Source organism: Sphingobium sp. B11D3D (genome assembly GCF_025961755.1).
Classification (GTDB): Bacteria; Pseudomonadota; Alphaproteobacteria; order Sphingomonadales; family Sphingomonadaceae; genus Sphingobium.
The window spans coordinates 875,058-898,161 of sequence record NZ_JAOQOG010000001.1 but is presented as its reverse complement, the minus strand read 5'-3'; the positions used below and the strand labels follow the sequence as shown (position 1 = coordinate 898,161).

Annotated in this window: 21 protein-coding genes; 14 read left to right on the top strand and 7 right to left on the bottom strand. The window is 65.4% G+C overall.

What is annotated here, in order from left to right:
- The first annotated feature begins 83 nt into the window (after positions 1-83).
- Together dxs and M2334_RS04235 are read left to right on the top strand one after the other, a co-directional pair.
- Positions 84-2,012, top strand: coding sequence for a 1-deoxy-D-xylulose-5-phosphate synthase (dxs, locus tag M2334_RS04240; RefSeq protein ID WP_264604855.1), 1,929 nt, complete (start codon positions 84-86; stop codon positions 2,010-2,012).
- Entirely contained in the window at positions 2,009-2,815 is an 807-nt protein-coding gene (locus M2334_RS04235; RefSeq protein WP_264604854.1) for a DUF72 domain-containing protein, read from the top strand. The genes dxs and M2334_RS04235 overlap by 4 nt, the downstream gene beginning before the upstream one ends.
- Before the next feature lie 9 nt (positions 2,816-2,824).
- Here the strand turns inward: M2334_RS04235 and M2334_RS04230 are convergent, their stop codons facing one another.
- The 4 genes from M2334_RS04230 to ileS form a co-directional block, all read right to left on the bottom strand.
- A complete protein-coding gene (locus M2334_RS04230; protein WP_264604853.1) occupies positions 2,825-3,298 on the bottom strand; it encodes a pyridoxamine 5'-phosphate oxidase family protein in 474 nt (157 codons plus the stop codon).
- A 99-nt stretch (positions 3,299-3,397) separates the two neighbouring features.
- Positions 3,398-3,814: a DUF3035 domain-containing protein gene (locus M2334_RS04225; protein ID WP_264604852.1), complete on the bottom strand. Its 417-nt coding sequence runs from the start codon at positions 3,812-3,814 to the stop codon at positions 3,398-3,400.
- 1 nt (position 3,815) lies between these two features.
- Positions 3,816-4,334, bottom strand: a complete 519-nt coding sequence (lspA, locus tag M2334_RS04220; protein WP_264604851.1) for a signal peptidase II — start codon at positions 4,332-4,334, stop codon at positions 3,816-3,818.
- Positions 4,331-7,378, bottom strand: a complete 3,048-nt coding sequence (gene ileS / locus M2334_RS04215) for an isoleucine--tRNA ligase (protein ID WP_264604850.1) — start codon at positions 7,376-7,378, stop codon at positions 4,331-4,333. Before ileS ends, lspA begins: the two co-directional genes overlap by 4 nt.
- A 286-nt stretch (positions 7,379-7,664) precedes the next feature.
- Between ileS and M2334_RS04210 the strand changes: the two genes are divergently transcribed.
- From M2334_RS04210 to M2334_RS04185, 6 genes are all read left to right on the top strand, one after another.
- The gene (locus tag M2334_RS04210) at positions 7,665-7,853 is read left to right on the top strand and encodes a Thivi_2564 family membrane protein (RefSeq protein ID WP_181560474.1); all 189 of its coding nucleotides are present in this window, start codon (positions 7,665-7,667) and stop codon (positions 7,851-7,853) included.
- Between the two features lie 78 nt (positions 7,854-7,931).
- Entirely contained in the window at positions 7,932-8,264 is a 333-nt protein-coding gene (locus M2334_RS04205; protein WP_181560475.1) for an entericidin EcnAB, read from the top strand.
- Between the two features lie 215 nt (positions 8,265-8,479).
- Positions 8,480-10,924, top strand: a complete 2,445-nt coding sequence (locus M2334_RS04200; RefSeq protein ID WP_264604849.1) for a TonB-dependent receptor — start codon at positions 8,480-8,482, stop codon at positions 10,922-10,924.
- A 30-nt stretch (positions 10,925-10,954) separates the two neighbouring features.
- Positions 10,955-11,860 (top strand): VOC family protein, encoded by a 906-nt coding sequence (locus tag M2334_RS04195; RefSeq protein ID WP_264604848.1) that lies wholly within the window; start codon positions 10,955-10,957, stop codon positions 11,858-11,860.
- Positions 11,861-11,876: 16 nt separating this feature from the next.
- Positions 11,877-12,992, top strand: a complete 1,116-nt coding sequence (locus M2334_RS04190) for an FAD-dependent oxidoreductase (protein WP_264604847.1) — start codon at positions 11,877-11,879, stop codon at positions 12,990-12,992.
- Positions 12,992-13,945: a fumarylacetoacetate hydrolase family protein gene (locus M2334_RS04185; RefSeq protein WP_181560479.1), complete on the top strand. Its 954-nt coding sequence runs from the start codon at positions 12,992-12,994 to the stop codon at positions 13,943-13,945. Before M2334_RS04190 ends, M2334_RS04185 begins: the two co-directional genes overlap by 1 nt.
- Here the strand turns inward: M2334_RS04185 and M2334_RS04180 are convergent.
- Positions 13,942-14,577, bottom strand: a complete 636-nt coding sequence (locus M2334_RS04180) for a TetR/AcrR family transcriptional regulator (RefSeq protein WP_181560480.1) — start codon at positions 14,575-14,577, stop codon at positions 13,942-13,944. The two genes, M2334_RS04185 and M2334_RS04180, sit on opposite strands and share 4 nt — an antisense overlap.
- Positions 14,578-14,674: 97 nt before the next feature.
- On the opposite strand from M2334_RS04180, the gene M2334_RS04175 reads away from it, so the two are divergent.
- The 6 genes from M2334_RS04175 to M2334_RS04150 all read left to right on the top strand — a co-directional run bounded on the left by M2334_RS04175 (position 14,675) and on the right by M2334_RS04150 (position 21,503).
- Positions 14,675-15,664: an MBL fold metallo-hydrolase gene (locus M2334_RS04175; RefSeq protein ID WP_264587754.1), complete on the top strand. Its 990-nt coding sequence runs from the start codon at positions 14,675-14,677 to the stop codon at positions 15,662-15,664.
- A complete protein-coding gene (locus tag M2334_RS04170; protein ID WP_264604846.1) occupies positions 15,636-16,946 on the top strand; it encodes a fumarylacetoacetate hydrolase family protein in 1,311 nt (436 codons plus the stop codon). Before M2334_RS04175 ends, M2334_RS04170 begins: the two co-directional genes overlap by 29 nt.
- Positions 16,943-17,998, top strand: coding sequence for an amidohydrolase family protein (locus tag M2334_RS04165; protein ID WP_264604845.1), 1,056 nt, complete (start codon positions 16,943-16,945; stop codon positions 17,996-17,998). The genes M2334_RS04170 and M2334_RS04165 overlap by 4 nt, the downstream gene beginning before the upstream one ends.
- Before the next feature lie 85 nt (positions 17,999-18,083).
- Complete coding sequence (locus M2334_RS04160; protein ID WP_264604844.1) at positions 18,084-19,373, top strand: spinster family MFS transporter; 1,290 nt, start codon at positions 18,084-18,086, stop codon at positions 19,371-19,373.
- Positions 19,370-20,560 carry an MFS transporter gene (locus M2334_RS04155; RefSeq protein WP_264604843.1) on the top strand — a complete coding sequence of 397 codons (1,191 nt, stop codon included), beginning with the start codon at positions 19,370-19,372 and terminating at the stop codon, positions 20,558-20,560. Before M2334_RS04160 ends, M2334_RS04155 begins: the two co-directional genes overlap by 4 nt.
- Before the next feature lie 127 nt (positions 20,561-20,687).
- Entirely contained in the window at positions 20,688-21,503 is an 816-nt protein-coding gene (locus tag M2334_RS04150) for a MipA/OmpV family protein (protein WP_264604842.1), read from the top strand.
- Positions 21,504-21,518: 15 nt separating this feature from the next.
- On the opposite strand, the gene M2334_RS04145 is transcribed toward M2334_RS04150, so the two are convergent.
- Together M2334_RS04145 and M2334_RS04140 are read right to left on the bottom strand one after the other, a co-directional pair.
- Positions 21,519-22,115, bottom strand: a complete 597-nt coding sequence (locus M2334_RS04145; protein WP_264585654.1) for a GNAT family N-acetyltransferase — start codon at positions 22,113-22,115, stop codon at positions 21,519-21,521.
- A 60-nt stretch (positions 22,116-22,175) separates the two neighbouring features.
- A complete protein-coding gene (locus tag M2334_RS04140) occupies positions 22,176-23,102 on the bottom strand; it encodes a bifunctional riboflavin kinase/FAD synthetase (RefSeq protein ID WP_264604841.1) in 927 nt (308 codons plus the stop codon).
- Positions 23,103-23,104 lie beyond the last annotated feature (2 nt).

Sequence of the window (23,104 nt, the reverse complement as noted above, 5' to 3'; positions counted from 1 at the left end):
GTTGCCGCGATATGCGATGAGCGTATCATCACAGGCTGGATGACCGTTCGACAATGGCCGGTTAACGCACTAGATAAGAGCCGATGATGGACCAGCCCGAGACGCCCCTGCTCGATCAGGTGCGCACCCCCGCCGATCTTCGCAAGCTCGCCCCCGAACAACTGCGGCAGTTGGCCGATGAGTTGCGCGCAGAAACGATTTCCGCTGTCGGCACGACCGGCGGCCATCTGGGCTCCGGCCTTGGTGTCGTCGAGCTGACGACCGCCATCCATTATGTGTTCAACACGCCCGACGACAAGCTGGTCTGGGATGTCGGGCATCAATGCTATCCGCACAAGATCCTGACCGACCGGCGTGATCGCATCCGCACGCTGCGCCAGGGCGGTGGCTTGTCCGGCTTCACCAAGCGCTCGGAAAGCGAATATGATCCGTTCGGGGCGGCGCACAGCTCCACCTCAATCAGCGCCGCGCTTGGCTTTGCCATCGCCAACAAGCTGAGCGGCCAGCCCGGCAAGGGCATCGCCGTCATCGGGGATGGCGCCATGTCGGCCGGCATGGCCTATGAGGCGATGAACAATGCGCGCGAGGCCGGCAACCGGCTCGTCGTCATCCTCAACGATAATGACATGTCCATAGCGCCGCCGGTGGGCGGCCTCTCGGCCTATCTGGCGCGGATCGTCTCCAGCCGCGAGTTCCTCTCGGTGCGCGAAGCGCTGCGCAAGCTGGCGCGCAAGCTGCCCCGGCCGCTCCACCAGGCCGCCCGTAAGACGGACGAGTTCGCCCGCGGCATGGCCATGGGCGGCACGCTCTTCGAGGAGCTGGGCTTCTATTATGTCGGCCCCATCGATGGCCACAATCTTGACCAGCTGATCCCCGTGCTAGAGAATGTGCGCGACATGGCGGACGGGCCGGTGCTCGTCCATGTCGTCACGCAAAAGGGCAAGGGCTACGGCCCTGCCGAGGCGGCCGCGGACAAATATCACGGCGTGCAGAAGTTCAACGTCGTGACCGGCGAACAGGCCAAAGCCCCCGCCGGCCCGCCCAGCTACACCAATGTCTTTGCTCAGGCCCTGATGGCCGAGGCCGAGCGCGACGAAAAAATCATCGCGATCACCGCTGCCATGCCCTCGGGCACCGGGCTCGACAAGTTCCAGAAGACCTTCCCGAACCGCTGCTTCGACGTCGGCATTGCCGAGCAGCATGCCGTGACCTTTGCCGCCGGCCTCGCTGCGCAGGGGATGCGCCCGTTCGCGGCGATCTACTCGACCTTCCTGCAGCGCGCCTATGATCAGGTGGTGCATGACGTGGCGATCCAGAACCTGCCAGTGCGCTTCGCCATCGACCGCGCCGGGCTGGTCGGTGCGGATGGCAGCACCCACGCCGGCAGCTTCGACATCACCTATCTCGCCACTCTGCCCAACATGGTGGTGATGGCGGCAGCCGACGAGGCCGAGCTGGTCCACATGGTCCACACCGCCGCCTGTCATGACAGCAGCCCCATCGCGCTGCGTTACCCGCGCGGCAACGGCGTCGGCGTCCCCCTGCCCGCCAAGCCGGAGCGGCTGGAGATCGGCAAGGGCCGCATCGTGCGCGAAGGCAAGCGCGTCGCCATCCTGTCGCTCGGCACGCGGCTCGAGGAAGCGCTCAAGGCCGCCGATGCGCTGGACGCACGCGGCCTCTCCACCACCGTCGCGGATCTGCGCTTCGCCAAGCCGCTGGACGAAGCGCTGATCCGCAAGCTGCTCACCACCCATGATGTGGCGGTGACGGTTGAGGAAGGCAGCATCGGCGGCTTCGGCGCGCATGTGCTCACGCTCGCAAGCGACGAGGGCCTCATCGACGCCGGCCTCAAGCTGCGCACCCTGCGCCTGCCGGACGTGTTCCAGGATCAGGACAAGCCGGAAAAGCAGTATGACGACGCCCGGCTGAATGCGCCGCATATCGTCGAGACCGTGCTGACGGCGCTGCGCCATAACAGCACCGGCATCGAGGAGACCGGAGCGCGGGCGTGACGGTCGGCGCCATCCGCACCGGCATCGGCGGCTGGACCTACGAGCCGTGGCGCGGCACCTTCTACCCGGCCGATCTGCCCAAGGCGAAGGAACTGGACTACGCCGTCAATCATCTCGCGACGATCGAGATCAACGGCACCTTCTACCGCACCCAGTCCCCGGCGACCTTCGCCAAATGGCGCGACGCGGCGCCGGACGGGTTCGTCTATGCGGTCAAGGCGCTGCAATATTGCGTAGCGAAGAAGAAGCTCGCCGAGGCCGGCGAATCGATCAGCAAATTCCTGAACTCGGGCCTCTCCGAGCTGGGCGACAAGCTGGGGCCAATCCTCTGGCAGTTCCGCCCGACGCGTCAGTTCGATGCCGACGACATGGCCGCCTTTTTCGCCATGCTGCCGAATAAGATCGACGGCGTTCGCACCCGCCACGCCGTCGAGGTGCGTCATCAAAGCTTTGCCTATCCCGCATTTGTCGCCCTCGCCCGGCAACATGGCGTCGCCATCGTGATCGCGGACCATGACGAGCACCCGCAGATCGCCGATCTGACCGCCGATTTTGTCTATGCGCGCCTCATGAAGAGTGAAGAGCAGGTCGAGACCGGCTACGCAGCCGCCGATCTCGATCAATGGGCCAAGATTGCCCAATCATGGTCCGCCGGACACGCGCCTGAAGCGCTGACCTATGTCACGCCAGATAAAGCGCCCGCGCAGCCCCGCGATGTCTTCGCCTACTTCATTTCCGGTGCGAAAGTGCGCAATCCCGCAGCGGCCATGGGACTCGCCGAGCGCCTGACCGCGCGGAATTGATCCGACCAATCAGACCGGCATCTTCGCGCGATCGCCGGCTTCCTGCGGATCGATGCGGCTGCCGGTCAGCAGCTTGAGGCGGCCCTTGATGCCAAGATCGGCCGTCCAGATTTCGATATCGCCAAGGTCCATGCGCAGCACCAGCAGCTTGGGGTCGTCGCGTCCGTCGAACCAGGCTTCGACCGGATTGCTCCAGAAGCGATCGATCAGTCCCTCGTCGGTTTCCTCGACAAGCTCACCTGAAACGCAGGCGAACACATCATGTCCCTTGGACATGAACTGCGCCATGGCCGGCCCGCCTGACGCAAGGCGATTGTCGCGCTCGGTAAAGAACCAGACGGCGCCGCCATAGGCCGGCCCGAGATCCTTATCCAGGCAGGCATGCATGGGCAGCGCATGCTCGTCGCTGCCATTGCGGCGGACCATCAGCACCGGGCTGGCGGCCAGCGCCTTCCAGAAATCATCCTTGATATCGTGAGACATGAGTGACTCTCCTTTCCCCCGCTCAACGAGCCGCTGAGCGGAAAGGTTGCAGCGCTGCCCTTCGGGGCGGCGCCGTCACTCATGCTGATAGGCTGCGCCTTATTGCGCGGACGCAACCACGCGCGCGAACTGGCCGTCACCCTCGGGCGCGGCAATGATGTCCTGCGTGACACGGCCCTTTTCGAGCACTTCCGTCTTCGGGTCGCCAACGACCGAGCGGATGCCGACCTCGGCCAGCGAGCGACCGGCTTCGCGCAGCGCGGAGGTCTCAGCGCCGCTGCGCGCAGCGGTGCCGCCGAACATCGCCTCGAGCGCCTGCTGGTTGAGATTCTGCTGGCTCGCAGCCGTGCCGGGCGCCGGCGGCGAGAGCGAGAAGTCCGGCGGAATGACCAGCGGAGGCTGGCGCGAGACAGCCATTTCGTCCGGCCGATCACGGTTGAACAGGCTCGTGCTTCCGCAGGCGGAGAGCAGGGTCAGGCCGGCGAGCACAACCGGAAGACGATAAGACAGACGCATGTTAACGGGACTCCTTCACGGCGGTCTTTTCGCGCAGCAGCAGCGCGCGTGCAAGCAGGATGACGACGCCGATACTGATTGCGGCATCGGCAAGGTTGAAAATGAGGAACGGCCGCCATTCGCCAATGTGGAAATCGGCATAGTCGATGACATAGCCCAGGCGCACCCGGTCGATGATGTTGCCGATGGCGCCCCCGAGCACGAGGCCGAGCGCCAGCGCATCGTCGCGCTCCTTCTCACGCCAGATCCACCAGAGCACGAAGGCGGAGACGGCCATGGTCATGGCGACCAGCGCCCAGCGCATCACATCCGTCTCGGCGTGGAAGAAGCCCATCGAAATGCCGCGATTCTCGGCATAGGTCAGCTTGAAGAACGGAATCAGCTCGATGCCGACAAGGCCGCGCTCGTGCAGTTCCAGCACCTGCGTGACGAAATATTTGACGAGCTGGTCAAGCGCCGTGACGCCGAGCGCAAGCGCCACCGCCGCCTTGCGCCAAGCCCCGGCAAGCGCCGCGCTCATGCCAGCACCTCCGCGCAACGCCCGCACAGGTCGCCATCCGCGTCCACCTCGGGCAGATGCCGCCAGCAGCGGCCGCATTTGTGCTTGTCGGTCGCGGTGATCGCCGGGGCGGCCAGATCGGCATCCTGCGTCACGCTGGCCACGATGCACATCTCCGCAAAATCCACGTCCTCGGGCACATCGGCCATCCGCACATCCGCCGCGAGGCTGGAGCGCACGACCTTCTCGCGCCGGAGCGGTTCAATGGCTTCGTTCACCTGATCGCGCGATGAACGGATCGCCGCCCAGCGCACGCCGAGCGAGGGATCGCGCCACAGCCGATCCACCTCGGGCCATTCGAGCAGATGCACGGAGCCATCCTCGCTCGGATAGCGCGCCTGCCAGACTTCCTCGGCCGTGAAGGGGATGATCGGCGCGGCATAGCGCACCAGTGCGTGGAAGAGATGGTCCAGCACCGTGCGATAGGCGCGGCGCTTGTCCGTCTCCGCGCCCGTCGCCGGGTTCACATCGCAATAGAGGCAATCCTTGCGGATATCGAAGAAGAAGGCCGACAGATCATTATTGGCGAAGTCGTTGAGCGCGCGGGTATAGCGGCCGAACTCCAGCCAGATGTCCCGCTCCTCGCCCTTGTCGACCACCGCGCGCAGCTCCGCGTCCAGCTCGGCGAGGCGATGGAGCATATAGCGCTCCAGCTCCGGCATGGCGGACACCGCCACCCGATCCGCCTTCTCGAACCCGGCCAGCGCGCCCAGCAGATAGCGGAAGGTGTTGCGCAGCTTGCGATAGGCATCGGATGCGCCGGCCAGCACCTCCTTGCCGATGCGCACATCGTCAAAATAATCTGTGGAGGCCGCCCACATGCGCAAGATGTCCGCGCCGCTCTCGTCCATCACCTTGAGCGGATCGACGGTGTTACCCAGGCTCTTGGACATCTTGCGGCCCTGCCCGTCCAGCGCGAAGCCGTGGGTGAGCACCGCGCCATAAGGCGCATGGCCGCGCGTACCGCAGCTTTCCAGCAGCGAGGACTGGAACCAGCCGCGATGCTGGTCCGAGCCTTCGAGATACAGGTCGGCGCGGGCACCCTCGCCATAGCGCGCCTCGACCACGAAGGCGTGAGTCGAGCCGCTGTCGAACCACACGTCGAGAATGTCGTTCACGACCTCATAGTCCGCCAGCGCATAGTCCGGGCCGAGCAGCGCCTGATGATCGGCGCCGAACCAGGCATCCGCCCCGCCCTGCTTGAACGCCTCGACGATGCGGGCGTTGACGGCGGGATCGTTGAGATACTGGCCGGTCTGGCGGTTCACATAAAGCGCAATCGGCACGCCCCAGGCGCGCTGGCGCGAGATCACCCAGTCCGGGCGGTCGCTGACCATCGCGTGGATGCGGTTGCGTGAGCGGGCCGGCACCCAGCGCGTCGCCTCGATGGCATCGAGCGCCACTTCGCGCAGCGTCGGGCCGTTGCTGAGCGGCGCAGCGGCGTTGACGCCCAGCGCGATGCCCGCACCGATGCCAGCGAGCGGCGCGATCTCGACGTCGGACGCGGTGCTCGCCTTGTCCATCGGAATGAACCATTGCGGCGTGCAGCGATAGATGATCCGCGCCTTGGAGCGCCAGCTATGCGGATAGCTGTGCTGGAAATCGCCGGCGGACAGCAGCGCCCCCGCCGCGCGCAGATCGGTGAGGATCGGGCCATCGGGACCGTTGAACTTCGTATTGATGACACTGCCCTGCCCACCGAGCCACGCCCAGTCGTCACGATAGCGGCCATCATCGGTGACGGCGAACACGGGGTCGATACCGACCGCCTTGCAGGCGATGAAATCTTCCTCGCCATGATCCGGCGCCATGTGGACGAGGCCGGTGCCGGCGTCTGTGGTAACATGATCGGCCGCGATGAACGGGCGGGGACGATCGAAGAAACCGACCTTGCCACTTCCAGCACCCCCGTCACCCCGGACTTGATCCGGGGTCCAGCTGCCTTCGGCGCCGGTTGAAGAAGAAGCGGGATCCCCGCTTTCACGGGGATGACGAAGGAGATTGGCCATCGGGTGGCGCGCAATGGCACCCGCGAGTTGAGAACCACGAAACGCTGGCTCGGTCTGAAACGTCAGACCTGGCAGCTCGCGATTTTCCTGCAGGACTCGGTTTGCGAACTGTGCGAATAGCTCCTTCGCAATCAGGAATTTCCGGTTTTGAAGTCTTGTGGGAAGTTGCTCTGCGTCCTTGCCTTCAAACCAACCCAACACATACTCAATCCCCTCCCCATAAGCGATCGCCTGGTTCACAGGGATCGTCCACGGGGTCGTCGTCCAGATCACCGCATAGGCGCCGACCAGCTCCGGCGCATTCGGCGCCTCGACAATCTCGAACGCCAGATCGATCTGCGTCGAGGTGACATCCTCATATTCCACCTCGGCCTCGGCCAGCGCGGTCTTTTCGACCGGAGACCACATCACCGGCTTGGCGCCGCGATAGAGCTGGCCGCTCTCCGCGAACTTCAAAAGCTCGCCGACAATCGCTGCCTCGGCCTCGAACTTCATAGTGAGATAGGGGTCTTCCCAATCGCCCATGATGCCGAGGCGCTTGAACTGCTCCTTCTGGACGCCCACCCACTTGTCCGCATAAGCGCGGCACTGGGCGCGGAATTCCTGCGGGGGAACCTCGTCCTTGTTCAGCTTCTTCTTGCGATATTCCTCCTCGATCTTCCACTCGATGGGGAGACCGTGGCAATCCCAGCCGGGCACATAGGGCGCATCCTTGCCGAGCAGGCTCTGGCTGCGCACGATGATGTCCTTCAACACCTTGTTCATCGCATGGCCCATGTGAATGTCGCCATTCGCATAAGGCGGGCCATCATGGAGGATGAAGCGGGTGCGGCCCTTCCGCTCCGCGCGCAGCTTACCGTAGAGATCCTGCGCCTGCCAGCGCGCGAGAATACCCGGCTCCTTCTGGGCGAGACCGGCCTTCATCGGGAAGTCGGTCTGCGGCAGGAATACGGTGCTCTTGAAGTCTTCGCTCTTCTGGCTTGGCTGGTCGGTCATGGGCTTCCGGCAATCGCTATGGCGTCCGCATCGGGCGAGGCGCGGCGTCCGCCCCTGGCTGCCCTGCGCAGACGAACAGGAAATCAGCGCCCGCCCCTACGCGAGGGCGCGCGCTGGCGCAAGCGACGGGCAGCTCCACTGGCGCCGGCAAGGGCACATCGCGCCGCCCCCCGTGGAACTACACGCCGGGCCGGACGTTCCTTTGAGCAGCATCTGGGATGCGCGCGCGGGACACAGCCTGGGAGATCGCTGTCGTCCAGCCGTTTAAAAAGACCGGGAGGGTTGCATGTCGCTTCTCAACATCATCATCATCTTGATCGTCGTCGGCGTGTTGCTGTGGCTCATCAACACGTACATTCCGATGGACGGCAAGATCAAAAGCATCCTCAACATCGTCGTGGTGATCGCGGTGGTGCTCTGGCTGCTGCAGGCCTTTGGCGTGCTAGGCTCGCTCGGCGGCGTCCACGTCAACTAGCCGACGCCGATCAGCCCTATCAAATCCCCATTTCAGCGGCGCGCAAGTCCGCCGCGCAGCAATCGAACGAGGTTATCCATGAAACTTCCCGCCACTCTCGCCAGCCTGGCCCTCATCTCGCTGCCCATCGCAGCGTGCAGTGAGAAGGCGCAGCAGGAAACCAGCGAAGCGGCCGACGCCGTCGGCAACGATGTCGAGCATGCCGGTGACCATGCCGCGCAGGAATCTCGCGAGGCGAGCCGCGAGGCCGGCGCCGCCGCAGACCGGATCGGCGACGACATCCAGCAGGGCGCGCGCGAAGCCGGCGCAGCGGCGGACCGGGTCGGCGATGACATCAGCCGTGGCGCGGACGCCGCTGCCGACCGCACCGGCGCCGCGCTGGAAAACACCGGACGCGCAATTCGCGACTGAATCTGAGGGGTAGCGCCTCCCGGCGCTGCTCCGCGTATATCACAGAAGGGCGGCTCGGTTTACGGGCCGCCCTTTTTGCGTCTGGGCAGCACAGCCCACATTCTCATGCTTTATCAAGATGATCGACGCGCTCTTAGAAGATCGCTTGTCACGCGATCCATAATTCCGTACATCAGGAATTAACGGTCACTGAGAGCCGTCTTGGGAGAGTGAACATGAGAGCTTTGTTGTTGTGCACCGTCGCGTGCGCCGCCTTCATCCCCACCGCCGTCGCCGCACAGGACGCCGCGGTTTCGCCGGCCGATACGACCAACGATGGCGGCCTGGTCGACATCATCGTCACCGCCCAGCGCGTGGAAGAGAACAGCCAGCGCACCCCCCTCGCCGTCGATGTGATTCGCCCCGAGGAGCTGACCCGCCAGAATGTTGTGCGCGCGGAAGATCTCTCCCGCATCTCCCCGTCCCTCTCCGCATCCGGCGGTGGCGGGCCGACGACGGTGTTCTTCGTGCGCGGCGTGGGCAACTCCACCGTCAATGCCTATTCGGACCCGGCGATCTCGTTCAACTATGACGGCGTATACATCGGCCGCCCCACCTCGACCTCGGGCGTGTTCTACGATCTGCAGCGCGTCGAAGTGCTCAAGGGACCGCAGGGCACGCTCTATGGGCGTAACGCCACGGCGGGCGCCATCAACGTTATCCCCAACCGTCCGAAGCTGGGCGAGACATCCGGCAGCGCGACCCTGGGTTATGGCAATTACAACTGGTTCACCGGCCAGGCGGCGCTGAACGTGCCGCTCGGCGAAACCGTCGCGCTGCGCGCCGCCGGCACGTTCTCGCACCGCGATGCCTTCCAGACCGATGGCACCGGCAACCAGCGCGAGCATGGCGGGCGCCTGCAGATTTATGCCGAGCCGACGCCGGACCTCACGCTTCGTGTCGCTGCCGATTATGCCCACCAGGGCGGCGCGAGCAGCAGCGGCTATTATCTGGGCGCCGTCAACCCGACCTTCGGCCCGAACGGCCCCTCGGGCTACCAGTTCGTGCCCAGCAACTTCTCGACCCAGCAGGGCCTGCTCGATCCAGCCTCCAACGCCTATCTGGCGCCGCGCTTCTTCACGCAGGTCGGCCGGGCGGGCGCGGTCGTGGATGGCGTGCCATTCAACGACAACGATTATTGGGGCATCACCGCCGAGTTGAACTACACCACGCCCGCCGGCACACTGACGATCCAGCCCGCCTATCGTGAGGCGGACCTCGAATATGCCTTCAACGGCGTGTTCCGTCAGGGCTACACCAAGGAGAAGGACAAGCAGACCAGCGTCGAAGCCCGCTGGACCGGCGACTTTGGCCCCTCGGTGGATTATCTTATCGGCGCGATGTACTTCGACGAGGAAATCGCAGCAGTCGCCCGCTACAACCAGCAGAGCCTCTCGCCCTACCAGAACTTCCGGACGAAAACGGAAAGCTGGGCCGGCTTCGGCAAGCTCACCGTGCGCCCTGTCGAACAGCTGAGCCTGACGGCCGGCGCGCGTTACACCTCGGACAAGAAGCGGTTCGACGGCACCTCGAATGTCTACATCCTGTTCTGCGGCAATCCCGCGCCGCCGCAGGATATCTGCCCCACCCTGCCGTTCATCCCTCTGGCGGAGACGGAAGCCGATTTGCAGGCCTTCTATGGCCAGCGCGGTATCCCGATCACGCCGGTCCCGCTCTTCGCCCTGCCGCCGATCGCGGGCGGATCACAGACCGCACCTTTTGTCCTGCGCTCGCAAATCCCGATCAATTCCGGCCTGACGAACAACAAGTTCACCTATCGCCTGGCCGCGCAATATGATTTCTCGCCGCGCAACATGGTCTATGCCAGCTTCGAGACGGGCTATCACGCCGGCGGCTTCAACTTCGCACGCGGCCTTGAAACCTATCGGCCGGAAACGATCGACGCCTACACCATCGGCACCAAGAATCGGTTCCTCGACAACCGCCTGCAGGTAAACCTCGAGGGCTTCCTGTGGAAGTACAAGGACCAGCAGTTCAGCCAGTTCGGCTATGATCTCGGCACGCCGCCCTCGACCGTGTTCCTGACGCGCAACATCGGCAACAGCACGATCAAGGGGCTGGATCTCGACGTGGAGTTCATGGCCACGCCGAACACCCTGCTCTCGGCGAATGTGCAGTATCTGGACACGAAATATGACAGCTTCGTCTACTTCGCGCCGAATCAGGGCCTGCCGGCCAACACCACCTGCGCCTCCACACCGCAGCAGCAGGTGACGCCGGGCGGCACAATCAACGTGTTCCGTATCGATTGCTCGGGGAACCAAGCATTCAACTCGCCCAAATGGTCGTTCAATCTCGACGCGCAGCAGACCATTCCGCTCGGCACCTACAAGGCTGTGCTGCAGGGCGGCACGCGCTATCGTGGATCGAGCTATTCCACGGCGGACTATCTGCCCTATCTCCGGTCGGAAGCGGCGTTCGTGAGCTATGCGTCGCTGACGCTCGCAACGGAGGATGACCGGTTCTTCGTCACGGCGTACATCAACAATATCGAGAACAATCAGCGCCTCATTACCGGCAACATCACATCGGCCTCGCTGGTCACGGCCAGCGCAGAACAGCCCCGGACCTACGGTCTGCGTATCGGCGGCAAGTTCTGAGCGAGGTCAGACTCATCCAGGGAGTTATGCATGGTTAGCGTTACCGATCTTCATTATGTCGCCATGGCCGTGCCGGACCTTGCCAAGGAACGCGAGTTCTATGGCAAGACCTGGGGGCTGATCGAGGTTGCCGAGCAGGACGGCCGCGTCTACTTCGCCGCCGAAGGCATGCCCCATCCTTATGTGATCGTGCTGCGGGAAGACGTGGAGAAGAAGACCGATCTCGTCGGCTTCTCCGCCGCCTCCAAGGAGGACGTGCTCGCAATCTTCGAACAGGTGAAGGCAGCCGGCGCGAAGATCATCAGCGAACCCGCCCCGGCCAGCGGCCCGGCCGGGGGCTTCGCCTTCCGCTTCTTCGATCCTGACGGTCGGGCGATGGAAGTGATCTGCGACAGCACCCCGCGCGAGTTCCGCAAGCTCGACAAGGGCGAGGCGATCCCCATCGGCATCAGCCATGTGGTGTTCCACTCGCCCGACCATGTCGTGCTCGCAGACTTCTACCAGAAGGCGCTGGGCTTCCGCCTGTCCGACTGGATCGGCAAGTTCATGGTCTTCCTGCGCTGCAACTCGGCGCACCACCGCCTCGCGATCCTCCCCGGACCGCCGGCACTCAACCACATCGCGTTCGACGTGAGTTCGGTGGACGAGCTGATGCGCGGCCTCGCACGGATGCATGAAAGCGGCATCAAGCTGAGCTGGGGGCCGGGGCGGCACACTGCGGGCAACAACACCTTCAGCTACTTCGTCACGCCCAACGGCAACGCCGTCGAGTACACTTCCGACCTTGAGGAAGTGGACGAGGACAGCTGGCAGGTCACGCATTATGAGCCAGGGCCAAACACCATCGATCAATGGGGCACCGGTCGCATCATCACCGGCAATGTGCCCCATGCCGAAATGCAGCCCGACAAGGGCCTGTGGCAGGTTCCGGCCTAAGAAAGGCGCTTACAGCATGATCCGTACAGCATTGGTCGTCGGCGGCGGCGTCGGTGGCATGAGCGCGAGCCTGTCGCTCGCCAAACGCGGCGTCGCCGTGGAACTGATCGATATCGACCCGCAATGGCGCGCTTATGGCGCCGGCATCAGCGTCACCGGGCTGTCCTTACGGGCGTTCGATGACCTCGGCATTCTGGACGAAATCCGCGAGCAGGGCTTTGTCGGCACAGGCTTCCGCTTGCGCACGCCGGACGGCGCGGTGGTGATGGAAACGCCGCGCCATGCCGGGCTCGCTCCCATCGATTCGAGCGGCGGCATCATGCGCCCGGTGCTTCATGCCATCTTGCAGAAGCATGTTCGCAAGGCCGACGTCACCGTGACGCTGGGCGTCGAACCGCGCGGGTTCAGGGAGAGCGGCGCCGGGGTGACCGTCGCCTTGTCGGACGGCACCGAGCGCACTGTCGATCTGGTCGTGGCGGCCGATGGCATCCAGTCCAAGACGCGCAAGACCCTGTTCCCCGATGCGCCGGCTCCGCAGTTCACCGGTCAGGGCTGCTGGCGCATCGTCGCCGACCGGCCCGAGGGGCTGGACGGCGCCGAAATGTATATCGGCGGCCCGGTTAAGCTCGGCCTCAACCCGATCTCGCAGGATAAACTCTACGCATTCATCCTCGAGCATGTGCCCGACAATCCCTGGTATGCCGATGAGGACATGCTGGCGCGCGTCGCTGAGTTGCTCGCGCCTTATGGCGGGGACATCGTCAAGATCCGGGAAAGCCTTGGCGAAGACTCGCTGGTCAATTACCGCCCGCTCGAATGGCAGCTCCTGCCCCTGCCCTGGCACAAGGGGCGCGTGGTGGTGATCGGCGATGCCGCCCATGCGACCACGCCGCATATGGCCTCGGGCGCCGGCCTCGCTGCCGAGGATGGCCTCGTGCTCGCCGATGAACTGGCGAAGACCGACGATGTCGAAGCCGCACTGACCGCCTTTGGCGTGCGCCGGTTCGAGCGCGCCCGCATGGTCGTGGAAAACTCGGTGCGGATCGGCGAAATCGAGATGGCCGGCGGCAATCAGGTAGATGCCAACAAGATGCTCGGCGGAACGATGCAGAAACTCAAGGAGCCCTATTGATGACGGTTGGTTTGGCGACAGTGGGCACGGCTGCCGTGCTCGTCCGCGACGATCGCTTCGTCCCGCTGGCCCATTGGGGCGAGCAGCGCGACCTGCCCGGCCTTCTGGCGGCGTGGGACGAGATCCTGCCGCAGATCGAGCGCTGGGCCGCTGACGAGGCGGCCTTTGCCGGTGCGCAGAGCTTTGCCGAGGCGGATGTGCGGGCGCCCTATCGCCCCGGGCAGGTGTTCTGCACCGGCGCCAACTACAAGAAGCATGTCGTCGGCCTTGTCATGGGCGACCCCTCGATGCGCACGGCCGATGCCGAGGCGATGAGCGACGACGAGCGCCGCCGCAAAGTCGAGGAGATGATGGACGCCCGCGCGCAGGCGGAACCCTATTGCTTCATCAAGCTGCCCTCCTGCGTGGTCGGTCCGCGCGATGCCGTGGTGCTGCCGCGCAACGTCATCAAGCCGGACTGGGAGCTGGAACTGGGCGTGGTGATCGGCAAGCCGGCCCGCCATGTCTCCGCCGCGCAGGCCATGGACCATGTCGCCGGCTTCGTGGTGGTCAACGACGTCACCGCGCGCGAGCAGATTTTTCGCCGCGATGCCGGCGGGCTGGGCGCCGACTGGCTCTCGGGCAAATGCTTCCCGACCTTCCTGCCCTTCGGCCCGATGATCGTGCCCCGGCAGTATGTCGCCGATCCCTATGATCTGACGATCACCCTGTCGGTCAACGGTAAGGTCTACCAGAATGAGTCGACGCGCGACATGATGGTCAGCATCGAGCGGCAGATCGCCTATCTCTCCGACCGCGTGGAGTTGATGCCGGGCGACGTGATCTGCACCGGCTCGCCTTATGGCAATGGCTCCGCCTTCGGCGTGTTCCTGCAGCCGGGCGACGAGATGGAAGGCACGATCACTGGCCTTGGCACCCAGCGCAACCGCTGCGTCGCGGAAGGCGCCAGCTAGGTGCGGGGCCGCAGGCCGTTCATCAGCAGGTCGACGACGAACTCCTCATATCGGCTGGTCAGCTCCTCGGCAGCGATATCTGCCGGGAAGAGCTGCCTGACCACCGGCTCTGCCGTCGCAAAGAAGTCGAACAGTCCGAGGACCGCGACGTGAAGCAGGGCGGGATCGACGTCCCTGATCGAACTGGAGTCCCGCGCGAGCACCTCGCCCAGCCAGGCGACAGCCTCGCGGTTCATGTCACCGAGGCGCTCGCCCACGTCGGACGATTTCGCGTCGGCCAACTCGTCGACCATCAGCCGGTGGATATGCCGGTTGGAGCGGGTGAACCGCGCCGTGCGGCGAATATTGTCTTCCACCACTTCATGCGCCGGGCGCGGATCGCGGGCGCTATAGGGCACCCGGTCCATCATCGAGGTCGCAACCGCCAGCAGCAGGTTGCTGCGGTCCTTGAAGTAATAGCGCACCAGCGCCGGGTCCACGCCCGCTTCCCGCGCGATCATCGCAATCGAGATGCGCTCGGGCGGATGCTCCTTCACAAGCCGTTCCGCCGTTTGCAGTACGACCTCGCGCCCAACCCCATTTTCAGCCGGCCGGCCCTGCCCCCTTTTGCGCGGTTTTTTCGCTTCACCCATGATGCTACGCTTGGCGCGAAAAATATATTCCTGCAAATAGGAATTGCTGGACCGCGCGCAATCGCTAAGCTTTGACGGATATCGACAGGAGAGACGGATGGCCAACTGGCCTTTCACCCAAGGCATTCATGACATCGGCAATGGCCTCTATGGCTATGTTCAGCCGGACGGCACGTGGGGCTGGTCCAATGCGGGCCTGATCGCCAGCGACGGCGAGACATTGCTGGTCGATACGCTGATGAGCGTGCCGCTGACGCGCGAGATGCTGGACCGGTTCAAGGCCAAGGTGCCGGAAGCCGCGAAGATCGACCGGCTGGTCAACACCCATGCCAACCCCGATCATTTCTTCGGCAATGGCCTGGTGGCGGATGCGGAGATCATCGGCACCAACGAAGCCAAGAAGGAAATGGCCGGCTTCAACCCGAAGATGCTCGCCAACCTGAAGAACGTCTACACCGAGATGGGCGACACCGGCGCGTTTCTCTATGAGACCATGGGCCGCAAGTTCGATTTCTCCGGCGTGGATGAACTGACGCTGCCGAACCGCACCTTCGACGGGCGGCTCGATCTCAATGTCGGCTCCAAGGCGGTCTCGCTGATCGACCTCGGCCCGGCACACACGGATTCCGACACGATCGTGTGGGTGCCGCAGGATCGCGTGGTGTTCACAGGCGACCTGCTGTTTAACGAGGGGCATCCGATCATGTGGGCCGGCCCGGTCGAGAACTGGATCGCCGCCTGCCAATATATCGTCGATCTTGATCCGCAGGTGGTGGTGCCCGGCCACGGTCCGATCACGGACACGACGGCCGTCCGCAACATGCAGGCTTATTTCGAATATGTCCGCGATGAATCGCGCGAGCGGTTCGAGGCTGGCCTTTCCTATGAGGAAGCCGCGCGCGACATCAACATGCAGGAGTTCCGCGGCTGGAGCGACCCCGAGCGGATCGTCGCCAACGTCTTCTCGCTCTACAAGCAATGGGGGGCGCAGTTCACGCCGGAGCAGCAGCGCGATCTGTTCGGCGCGATGGGCCGCTACCATCATGAAATGCAAAGCCATGCAGAAGGGTGCGACCATGCCCATTGAGATCAACGCGACGCACGACCCGCAGCGCAAGAGCTGGGTCGAAAGCGCAAACGCGGCGGACAACGATTTCCCGATCCAGAATTTGCCCTTTGGCCTGTTCCGTCACCGGGGGGTGACGCGCGGCGGTGTGGCGCTGGGTGCGTACATCATCGATGTACCCCAGCTCCACGCCGCCGCCCTGCTGGATGGCGACGCGGCGGAGGCTGCGGCGGCCATGGCCGGCCCATCGCTCGCGCCCCTGTTGGCCGCCAGCCCGGCATCAGTCAGCGCCCTGCGCGCCCGCCTCTCCGACCTGTTCCGCGCCGATGGGCCGGGCGACCGGCAGCAACTCCAGACCATGCTGGTGCCGATGGCCGAGGCGGAGCTGCTGATGCCGCTCAAGCCCACGGCCTTCACGGATTTCTGCACATCCTACGATCATATCGCGCGGATGGCGCAGAAGGCGCCGCCGCTGGCCGCGCTCTCGCTGCCGGTTGCCTATAACGGCCGCGCCAGTTCCGTGCGGGAAGACGGCACGCCGGTCGTCCGGCCGCAGGGCCAGTTTGAAGCCCCGCCCGGCAGCGGCAACGTCCAGTTCGCGCCGGAACCGATGCTCGATTTCGAGCTGGAATTCGGCGTGTGGCTGCGCGGCGGCAATCCGCTCGGGCAGCGCATCAGCGTGGCGCAGGCGGAAGACCTCATGTTCGGCTGCTGTCTCGTCAATGACTGGTCGGCGCGCGGCATCCAGTTCTTCGAGTCCATTCTGGGGCCGCATCTGGGCAAGAGCTTCCTCACCACGATCAGCCCGTGGATCGTGACGATGGAAGCGCTCGCGCCCTTCCGCGTGGCCGCGCGCGGTCGGCCGGGCGACGAGCCGGCGGTCGCCGCCCATCTGCTCGACGCGCAGGATCGCGCGGCAGGCGGCATCAACATCGAACTCACCGCCGACTTCGCCAATGCGGCAGGATCGAGCGCCCGCATCGTGCGCAGCAGTCTCGCCGAACTCTATTGGACGCTGGCACAGATGGTCGCGCATCAGGCCTCCAACGGGGCACCGCTGGAAGCGGGCGACCTGATCGCGACCGGCACCGTCTCGGGCGCCGCGCAGGAAGCACGCGGCTGCCTCGCCGAGATCGTGCTGCGCGATGGCGAGACCATCGACCTGCCCGACGGCACGACCCGCCGCTGGCTGGAGGATGGCGACACCCTCACCCTCAGGGGCCGCGCCGTGGCGGAAGGCTATGTGCCCATCGGCTTCGGCCCGTGCAGCGGCACCATTCATCCCGCAGGAGCAAACGCATGACCATCACCACCTGCGGCGACCGCCAGCCCATCAAGGTCGCCGCGCGCGGCAAGCATCTGGTGGTGGACATCCATTGCCACCTCGGCATTCCCGCTGCCGACGCCATCGTGCAGGCGCGCCACCCCGGCCCGCCGCCCGGCATCAACGATTTCACCAGTGCGAAAACGAGCGAGGTCAATCGCGCCCAGTTCGCCACGATGGGCCGCACGCTCAATACGCTCGACCAGCGGCTGGCCGATATGGATCGGCTCGGCATCGACGTGCAGGCGATCAGCCCCAGCCCCGGCCAATATTTCTATTATGCCGATGCCGATGTCGCGCGGGAAGCGGCACGCACCGTCAACGACGGCATGGCGGCCGCGGTCGCACAGCACCCTGACAGGCTGGTCGGCATGGGCACCGTGCCGTTGCAGGATGTCGGCCTTGCCGTCGAAGAAATGCGCCGCTGCGTGCGCGAACTCGATCTGCGCGGCATCGAGATCAGCTCCAACGTCAATGGCCGCGATTTCCATGCCGAGGAGTTTCGGCCGTTCTTCGCTGCTGCCGAGGAGCTGGGCATCCTGCTCTTCATCCACCCGCTGGGCTTCACCCATGCCAACCGGATGAGCGAATATTATTTCAACAACCTCATCGGCAATCCGCTGGAATCGACGCTGGCCGTGGGTCATCTGATCTTCGGTGGGGTGCTGGATCGCTATCCGGGGCTGCGCATCTGCGTGGCCCATGGCGGCGGCTATATGCCCGGCTATTGGGGCCGGATGGACCATGGCTGGCGCGCGCGCGGCGATTGCAGCGAGCATTGCCAGCACGAGCCCTCCAGCTATCTGCGCAAGCTGTGGCTGGATACGCTGGTGTTCGATCAGGACCAGCTCGACAGCCTCGTGCGCACTCATGGCGCGGACAAGCTGTGCCTGGGGACCGACTATCCCTTCGACATGTCCGAGCCCGATCCGGTGGGCTTCCACGCCCGCCTGAGCGACGAGGAGCAGCGCAAGATCCTCGGCCTCAACGCCGCTGAACTGCTGGGACTGGAGACTGCCGACAAGAGCTGACCCAGCCACGCACGACCACCACCATCAAGGCCACCGCACAAAGCAGACCTCCCACAAGAGGCAGGGCCGATCAGGAGAGAAGACGGTGACGAAGACGCAGCACGGCGGGGCCTGGGTGCCCGGCTATACTCTGTTCCTGCTCTTCGTGAGCAATGTGTTCAACTATGCCGACCGGGCGCTGCTCGGCATCGTCGTCGATCCGGTGAAGGCCGATCTACAACTGAGCGACACGGCCATGAGCCTTGTCTCCGGCACGGCCTTCGTGCTGTTCAACCTCATCATCGGCATCTTCATCGCCCGGTGGGTGGACCATGGCAATCGCAAGAAAATCCTGCTGCTCGGCGTCGCCATCTGGTCCGGCGCCACGGCGCTGACCGGCCTTGCGGAAGGCTTTGTGTCGCTGGCGCTCACCCGGGTTCTGGTCGGTGTCGGCGAGGCGACGGCCTTTCCGGTCGCCATCTCCGTCATTGCCGACCTGTATCCCAAGGATCGGCGGCCGCGCGCGCTGGGCATCTATCAGTCGAGCGCCTTCGTCGGCATCGTCGGCGGGTCGATCGCGGCGGGGATATTGGCCGCGATATTCGGCTGGCGGACGATGTTCTTCATCTGCGGCGGCGCGGGCCTCGCCTTCGTGCTGCTGCTCGCGCTGACCATGAAGGAACCACCGCGTGGTATGCATGACGAGCCGGATGCGGCGGATATCGGCATGCGCAACCTCCCCCAATCCATCCGCTTCCTGCTCGACGTGCCGGGCTTCCGCATGCTCGCGGTCGGCATGGGGATCTCGGCGATGGGCGCGGGCGTGCTGCCGGTGTGGGCGCCGGCGTTCCTGCTGCGCAGCCATGGCGTCAGCCTTGCCGAAGTGGGCGCCCTCATCGCGCCCTCGGTCGGCTTGGGCGGCATCGCCGGCGCCATTGCGTCCGGTTTCATGGCCAGCTACTTCACCAAGAAGCACGGGCGGGAGATCGACAGCCTCATGGTGCCCCTGATTGCGCTGCCCCTGTCCATCCCCTTCTTCATCGCCTTCTGCTTCGCGCCGTCGCTGGCTCTCACGCTGGGCGCGGCGGCGATCATGAACTTCCTGCTCTCCAGCGGCATCACCCCCTGCTTCTCCGCCGCCATGGGGCTGGCCACGCCACAGACCCGCGCGGTGGCGTCGATGTTGCTGCTGGCCTCCTCCGGGATCATCGGCTCGGCGCTGGCGCCGCTCGTGGTCGGCGCGGCCAGTGATGCGCTGACGCCGCAGTTCGGCACGGAATCGCTGCGCTATGCCATGTCTGCCGTGACGGTGGCTCCGCTGCTGGGCTGCGTCTTCCTCTGGCTCGCCTATCGCCGCGCTCGCGCGACCACCATGGCCGAGACAGCCACCGCGTGAGCACGCCGGCATCCCCGTCCGAGTTCCGCCATGGTTGGCCGGTGGTCCTCGCCGCCGCCTGCGGGTCGGGGCTGGGGATTGCGGGACTGCTGACCTATTCGGCGGGCATCTTTGCGAAAGATCTTGAGAGCGCGATCGGCCTCAGCCGCACGACGCTGGGCGCCGCCTTCTTCCTGGCGACGGTGGCGCTGGCGATCGCTCTGCCCATCGCCGGCTGGCTGATCGACCGCGTCGGCCCGCGCTGGCCTGCCGTCGCCGGCTCACTGGCGCTGAGCGGCGGATTCGCGCTGCTCGGGATCGTCGTCCATTCGGTCGCCGGCTATATGAGCGTGATGGCAGGTATAGGCCTGCTGGCTGCCTGTTCGTCACCCGTTGCCTACACACGCGCCGTCAATGCCGTCTTCGATCGTGCCCGCGGACTGGCGCTCGGCCTGACGCAGGTGGGCATCGGCATTTCCGCCGCCATCGTGCCGCCTGTTCTGGCCATCATTGTGGCAGAACGGGGTTGGCAGGCCGGCTATTTGGCGCTCGCCGCCATTGCCGCGATAGGTGTCATCCCGGCGCTCAGCCTGCCCAACCTCCGCAGCCCCCGAACGCCCGATCGCGCAGGCGGCATGGCCCGCGCCCAGATGCGCTCGCCCCTCTACCTGCTGGTGCTGGCATCCTTCGGCATGATGGCGCTCTCCTTTGCCGGCTTGCTGCCCCATTTCGTCCCGATGCTGCGGGAATCCGGCCTGGATGCCCGCACCGCCGGATCGCTGGCGGGGCTCATCGGCGGCTCCGTGATCGTCAGCCGGGTCGTTGTCGGCTGGCTGGCAGATCGGGTGCCTGCGCCACGCATTGCGGCGGCCTGCTGCGCCTTGTGCGCGCTGGGGTGCATCGCGCTGGCGACCGGCGGCGCAACCCTCGCATGGGTCGGCGCCATCGCGCTTGGCACGGCCATGGGCGCGGAAGCCGACCTCATCGGCTATCTGACCGCCCGCTACTTTGGCATCACCCATTATGGCGCGCTGTACGCCGTGCAATATGCCAGCTTCATGCTGCTGGCGGGGCTTGGCCCGCTCTGGGTTGGCGCGCTGGCCGACGCCACTGGCGGATATAATACCCCGCTCTGGGTGGCCGCTGCCGGCCTTGGCGTTTCCATCCTGCTGTTCCTGCGCTTGCCCAACCCGCAGACGAGCCGCTAGAGCCAGCGACAAGGCAAGTCGCAACCAAACGACCGCCGCGACCACTCACCCGAGGTCGAAACGGCTTTGATCCGGCGCATGGCCGGGCCAGACTGACCGTCACCCCAAAACCGGAGGCCTGCGCCTGATGCCTTTCTGCCCGCCATCTGCTCCCTTCGCCCGTCCTGTCGCGCTGGCGCTGGCGCTCGGGCTCACGCTCGGCGCCTTCGCGGCGACCGCCTCCGCAAAGGAGAAGGAACCGCGCCGCGTGCGCATCGCCATCGGGCCGGAAATCCAGCCCAGCTTCCCCGGTTCAGACAGCCTGTCCGTCCGGCCCTTTCTGGAAGGCGACATTGCGCGCGGGAATGAACCATTCGAGTTCGAGGCGCCGGACGAGAGCTTCGGCATCCCGGTCGTGAGCGTCGGCGGTTTCGAGGTCGGCCCATCCATGGCCGTGGAAGGCAAGCGAAAGGCGGACGAGGTTCCCGGCTTCGTCAAGGTCAATCGCTCGCTGGAACTCGGTGGGTTCGTGCAGATGTTTCTCGCCCCTTCCTTCCGCCTGCGCGCCGATCTGCGCCAGGGCGTGACCGGGCACGAGGCGCTCGTCGGATCGGTCAGTGCCGACTGGATCATGCGCGACGGCGACCGTTGGCTGGTGTCGGTCGGCCCGCGCGTGACGCTCGGCAGCGGCAAGCACCAGCGCACTTGGTTTGGGGTGTCGCCCGCGCAAGCCACCGCCTCGGGCTTGCCGGTGTTCGAGGCGAATGGCGGCGTTCAGTCCGTCGGCGCCGCTGCCGGTCTGATCCGCCAGCTCGATGCGCGCTGGAGCCTCCATGGCTATGCGCGGTACGACCGGCTCGTTGGCGATGCCGCCGATTCGCCCGTTGTGCGGGCCTATGGCGCGCGCGACCAGTTTTCTGGCGGTCTGGCGCTCGGCTACACCTTCTGGTGGGGCAAACGCTAAGCCGCGCGGGGCGTCCTATCGCCCCTCCAGCCGCGCGTAGGCCGGCGACCGGGTAAAAGCCTCCCAGCGCGTGCACCATTGGCGTACCGGCTTGGCATCCGGCCAGAAGGGCGTCCAGATCTCACCCGGCTCGGCGCCCAGGGCCTGGGCGACCTTCTGGCTCGGCACATTGTCATCGGCGATCATGTGCAGCGTCTCACTCTGGCCAAGGGCCTCGTGCGACCATCGGAACGCGGCGGCTGCCGCCTCCGCTGCATAGCCCTTGCCTTGCGCGGACGGGAAGATGCACCAGCCGATCTCGAACGCCGGCCAGCCCGGCGGGTTCATCGGCCCGACATGGCCGATGAATGCCCCACTCGCTTTGTCTTCCACCGCGAAATTGCCATAGCCGCGCGCCACCCAATGGCCGGCGAGACTGCAGAAGCGTTGCCAGCTTTCGCCATAGGTGAGGCCGCGCCCTTCCTTGGTGATGAACCGCGCGAAGTCATCGTCCGCCATGGCCGCGCACAAGGGCTCGGCATCGGCCGCACGAAACGCTCGCAGGATCAGCTTGGGCGTTTCGATAGTCGGTGCGCGGTCGATGGTCGGGGCAGTGCTGTTCTGTTGGGTCATCCGTGGCCTCTCCTTGTCAGCGCAAGTCTTGCCGGAGACCTGCGCGGTGACAAGGCATGATTAGGCCCCGAGGATGATCCGCGCCCGCACGACATCGGCACTCATCTGCTCGACCAGCGCATCCAGACTGTCGAACTTGCGCTCGCCGCGCAACCACTCGATGAGGGCGATCTCCAGCGTCTGGCCGTAGAGGCTGCCGGAGAAATCGAACAAATAGGTCTCCAGCAACTCGCGCGGCGGCACAAAGGTCGGGCGAATGCCGAGATTGGCCGCCCCGCAGACGATTCGGCCATCGGGCAATCGCGCACGCACGGCATAGATGCCATAAGCCGGGCGCAGATAATGGCCCATCTCCATATTGGCGGTCGGGAAGCCGATGGTGCGGCCGCGCTTGTCCCCGTCGATGACTTCGCCGGCAATCGCGAAAGGCCGGGTGAGGAGGCCCGTCGCCGTGGCGCAATCGCCGGCCAGCAAGGCCTCGCGCACGCGGCTGGAGGAGATGATCTCGCCCTGCTCGTCGCGCACCGGCGCCACGGCCTCGGCGGCCAAGCCGTGCACCGCGCCAAGCGTGCGCAGAGCCGCGACAGTGCCCGAGCGCCCGCGCCCGAAGGTGAAGTCCTCGCCGGTCACCACGCCGGCCGCGCCCAGCTCGGTCGCCAGCATGGCCACGAAGTCCTCCGCGCTGTGCGAGGCCAGCTCAGCGGTGAAGTGGAAGACCAGCATGGCATCCGCGCCCGCCTCGCCGAACAGGCGCTCGCGCTGATCGAGCGTGGTCAGGCGGAAGAAAGGCGCATCCGGCCGGAACAGCCGCATAGGATGCGGATCGAAGGTCGCGACAATGGCGGGGCGGCCCTGCGCGCGGGCCAGCTCCACGGCCCGGCCGACCACGGCCTGATGGCCCCGGTGAAAACCGTCGAAATTGCCGAGGGCAATGATGGCACCGCGCAAATGTGCCGGTATCGGCTGATCGCTGCTGATCCGTTCCATGG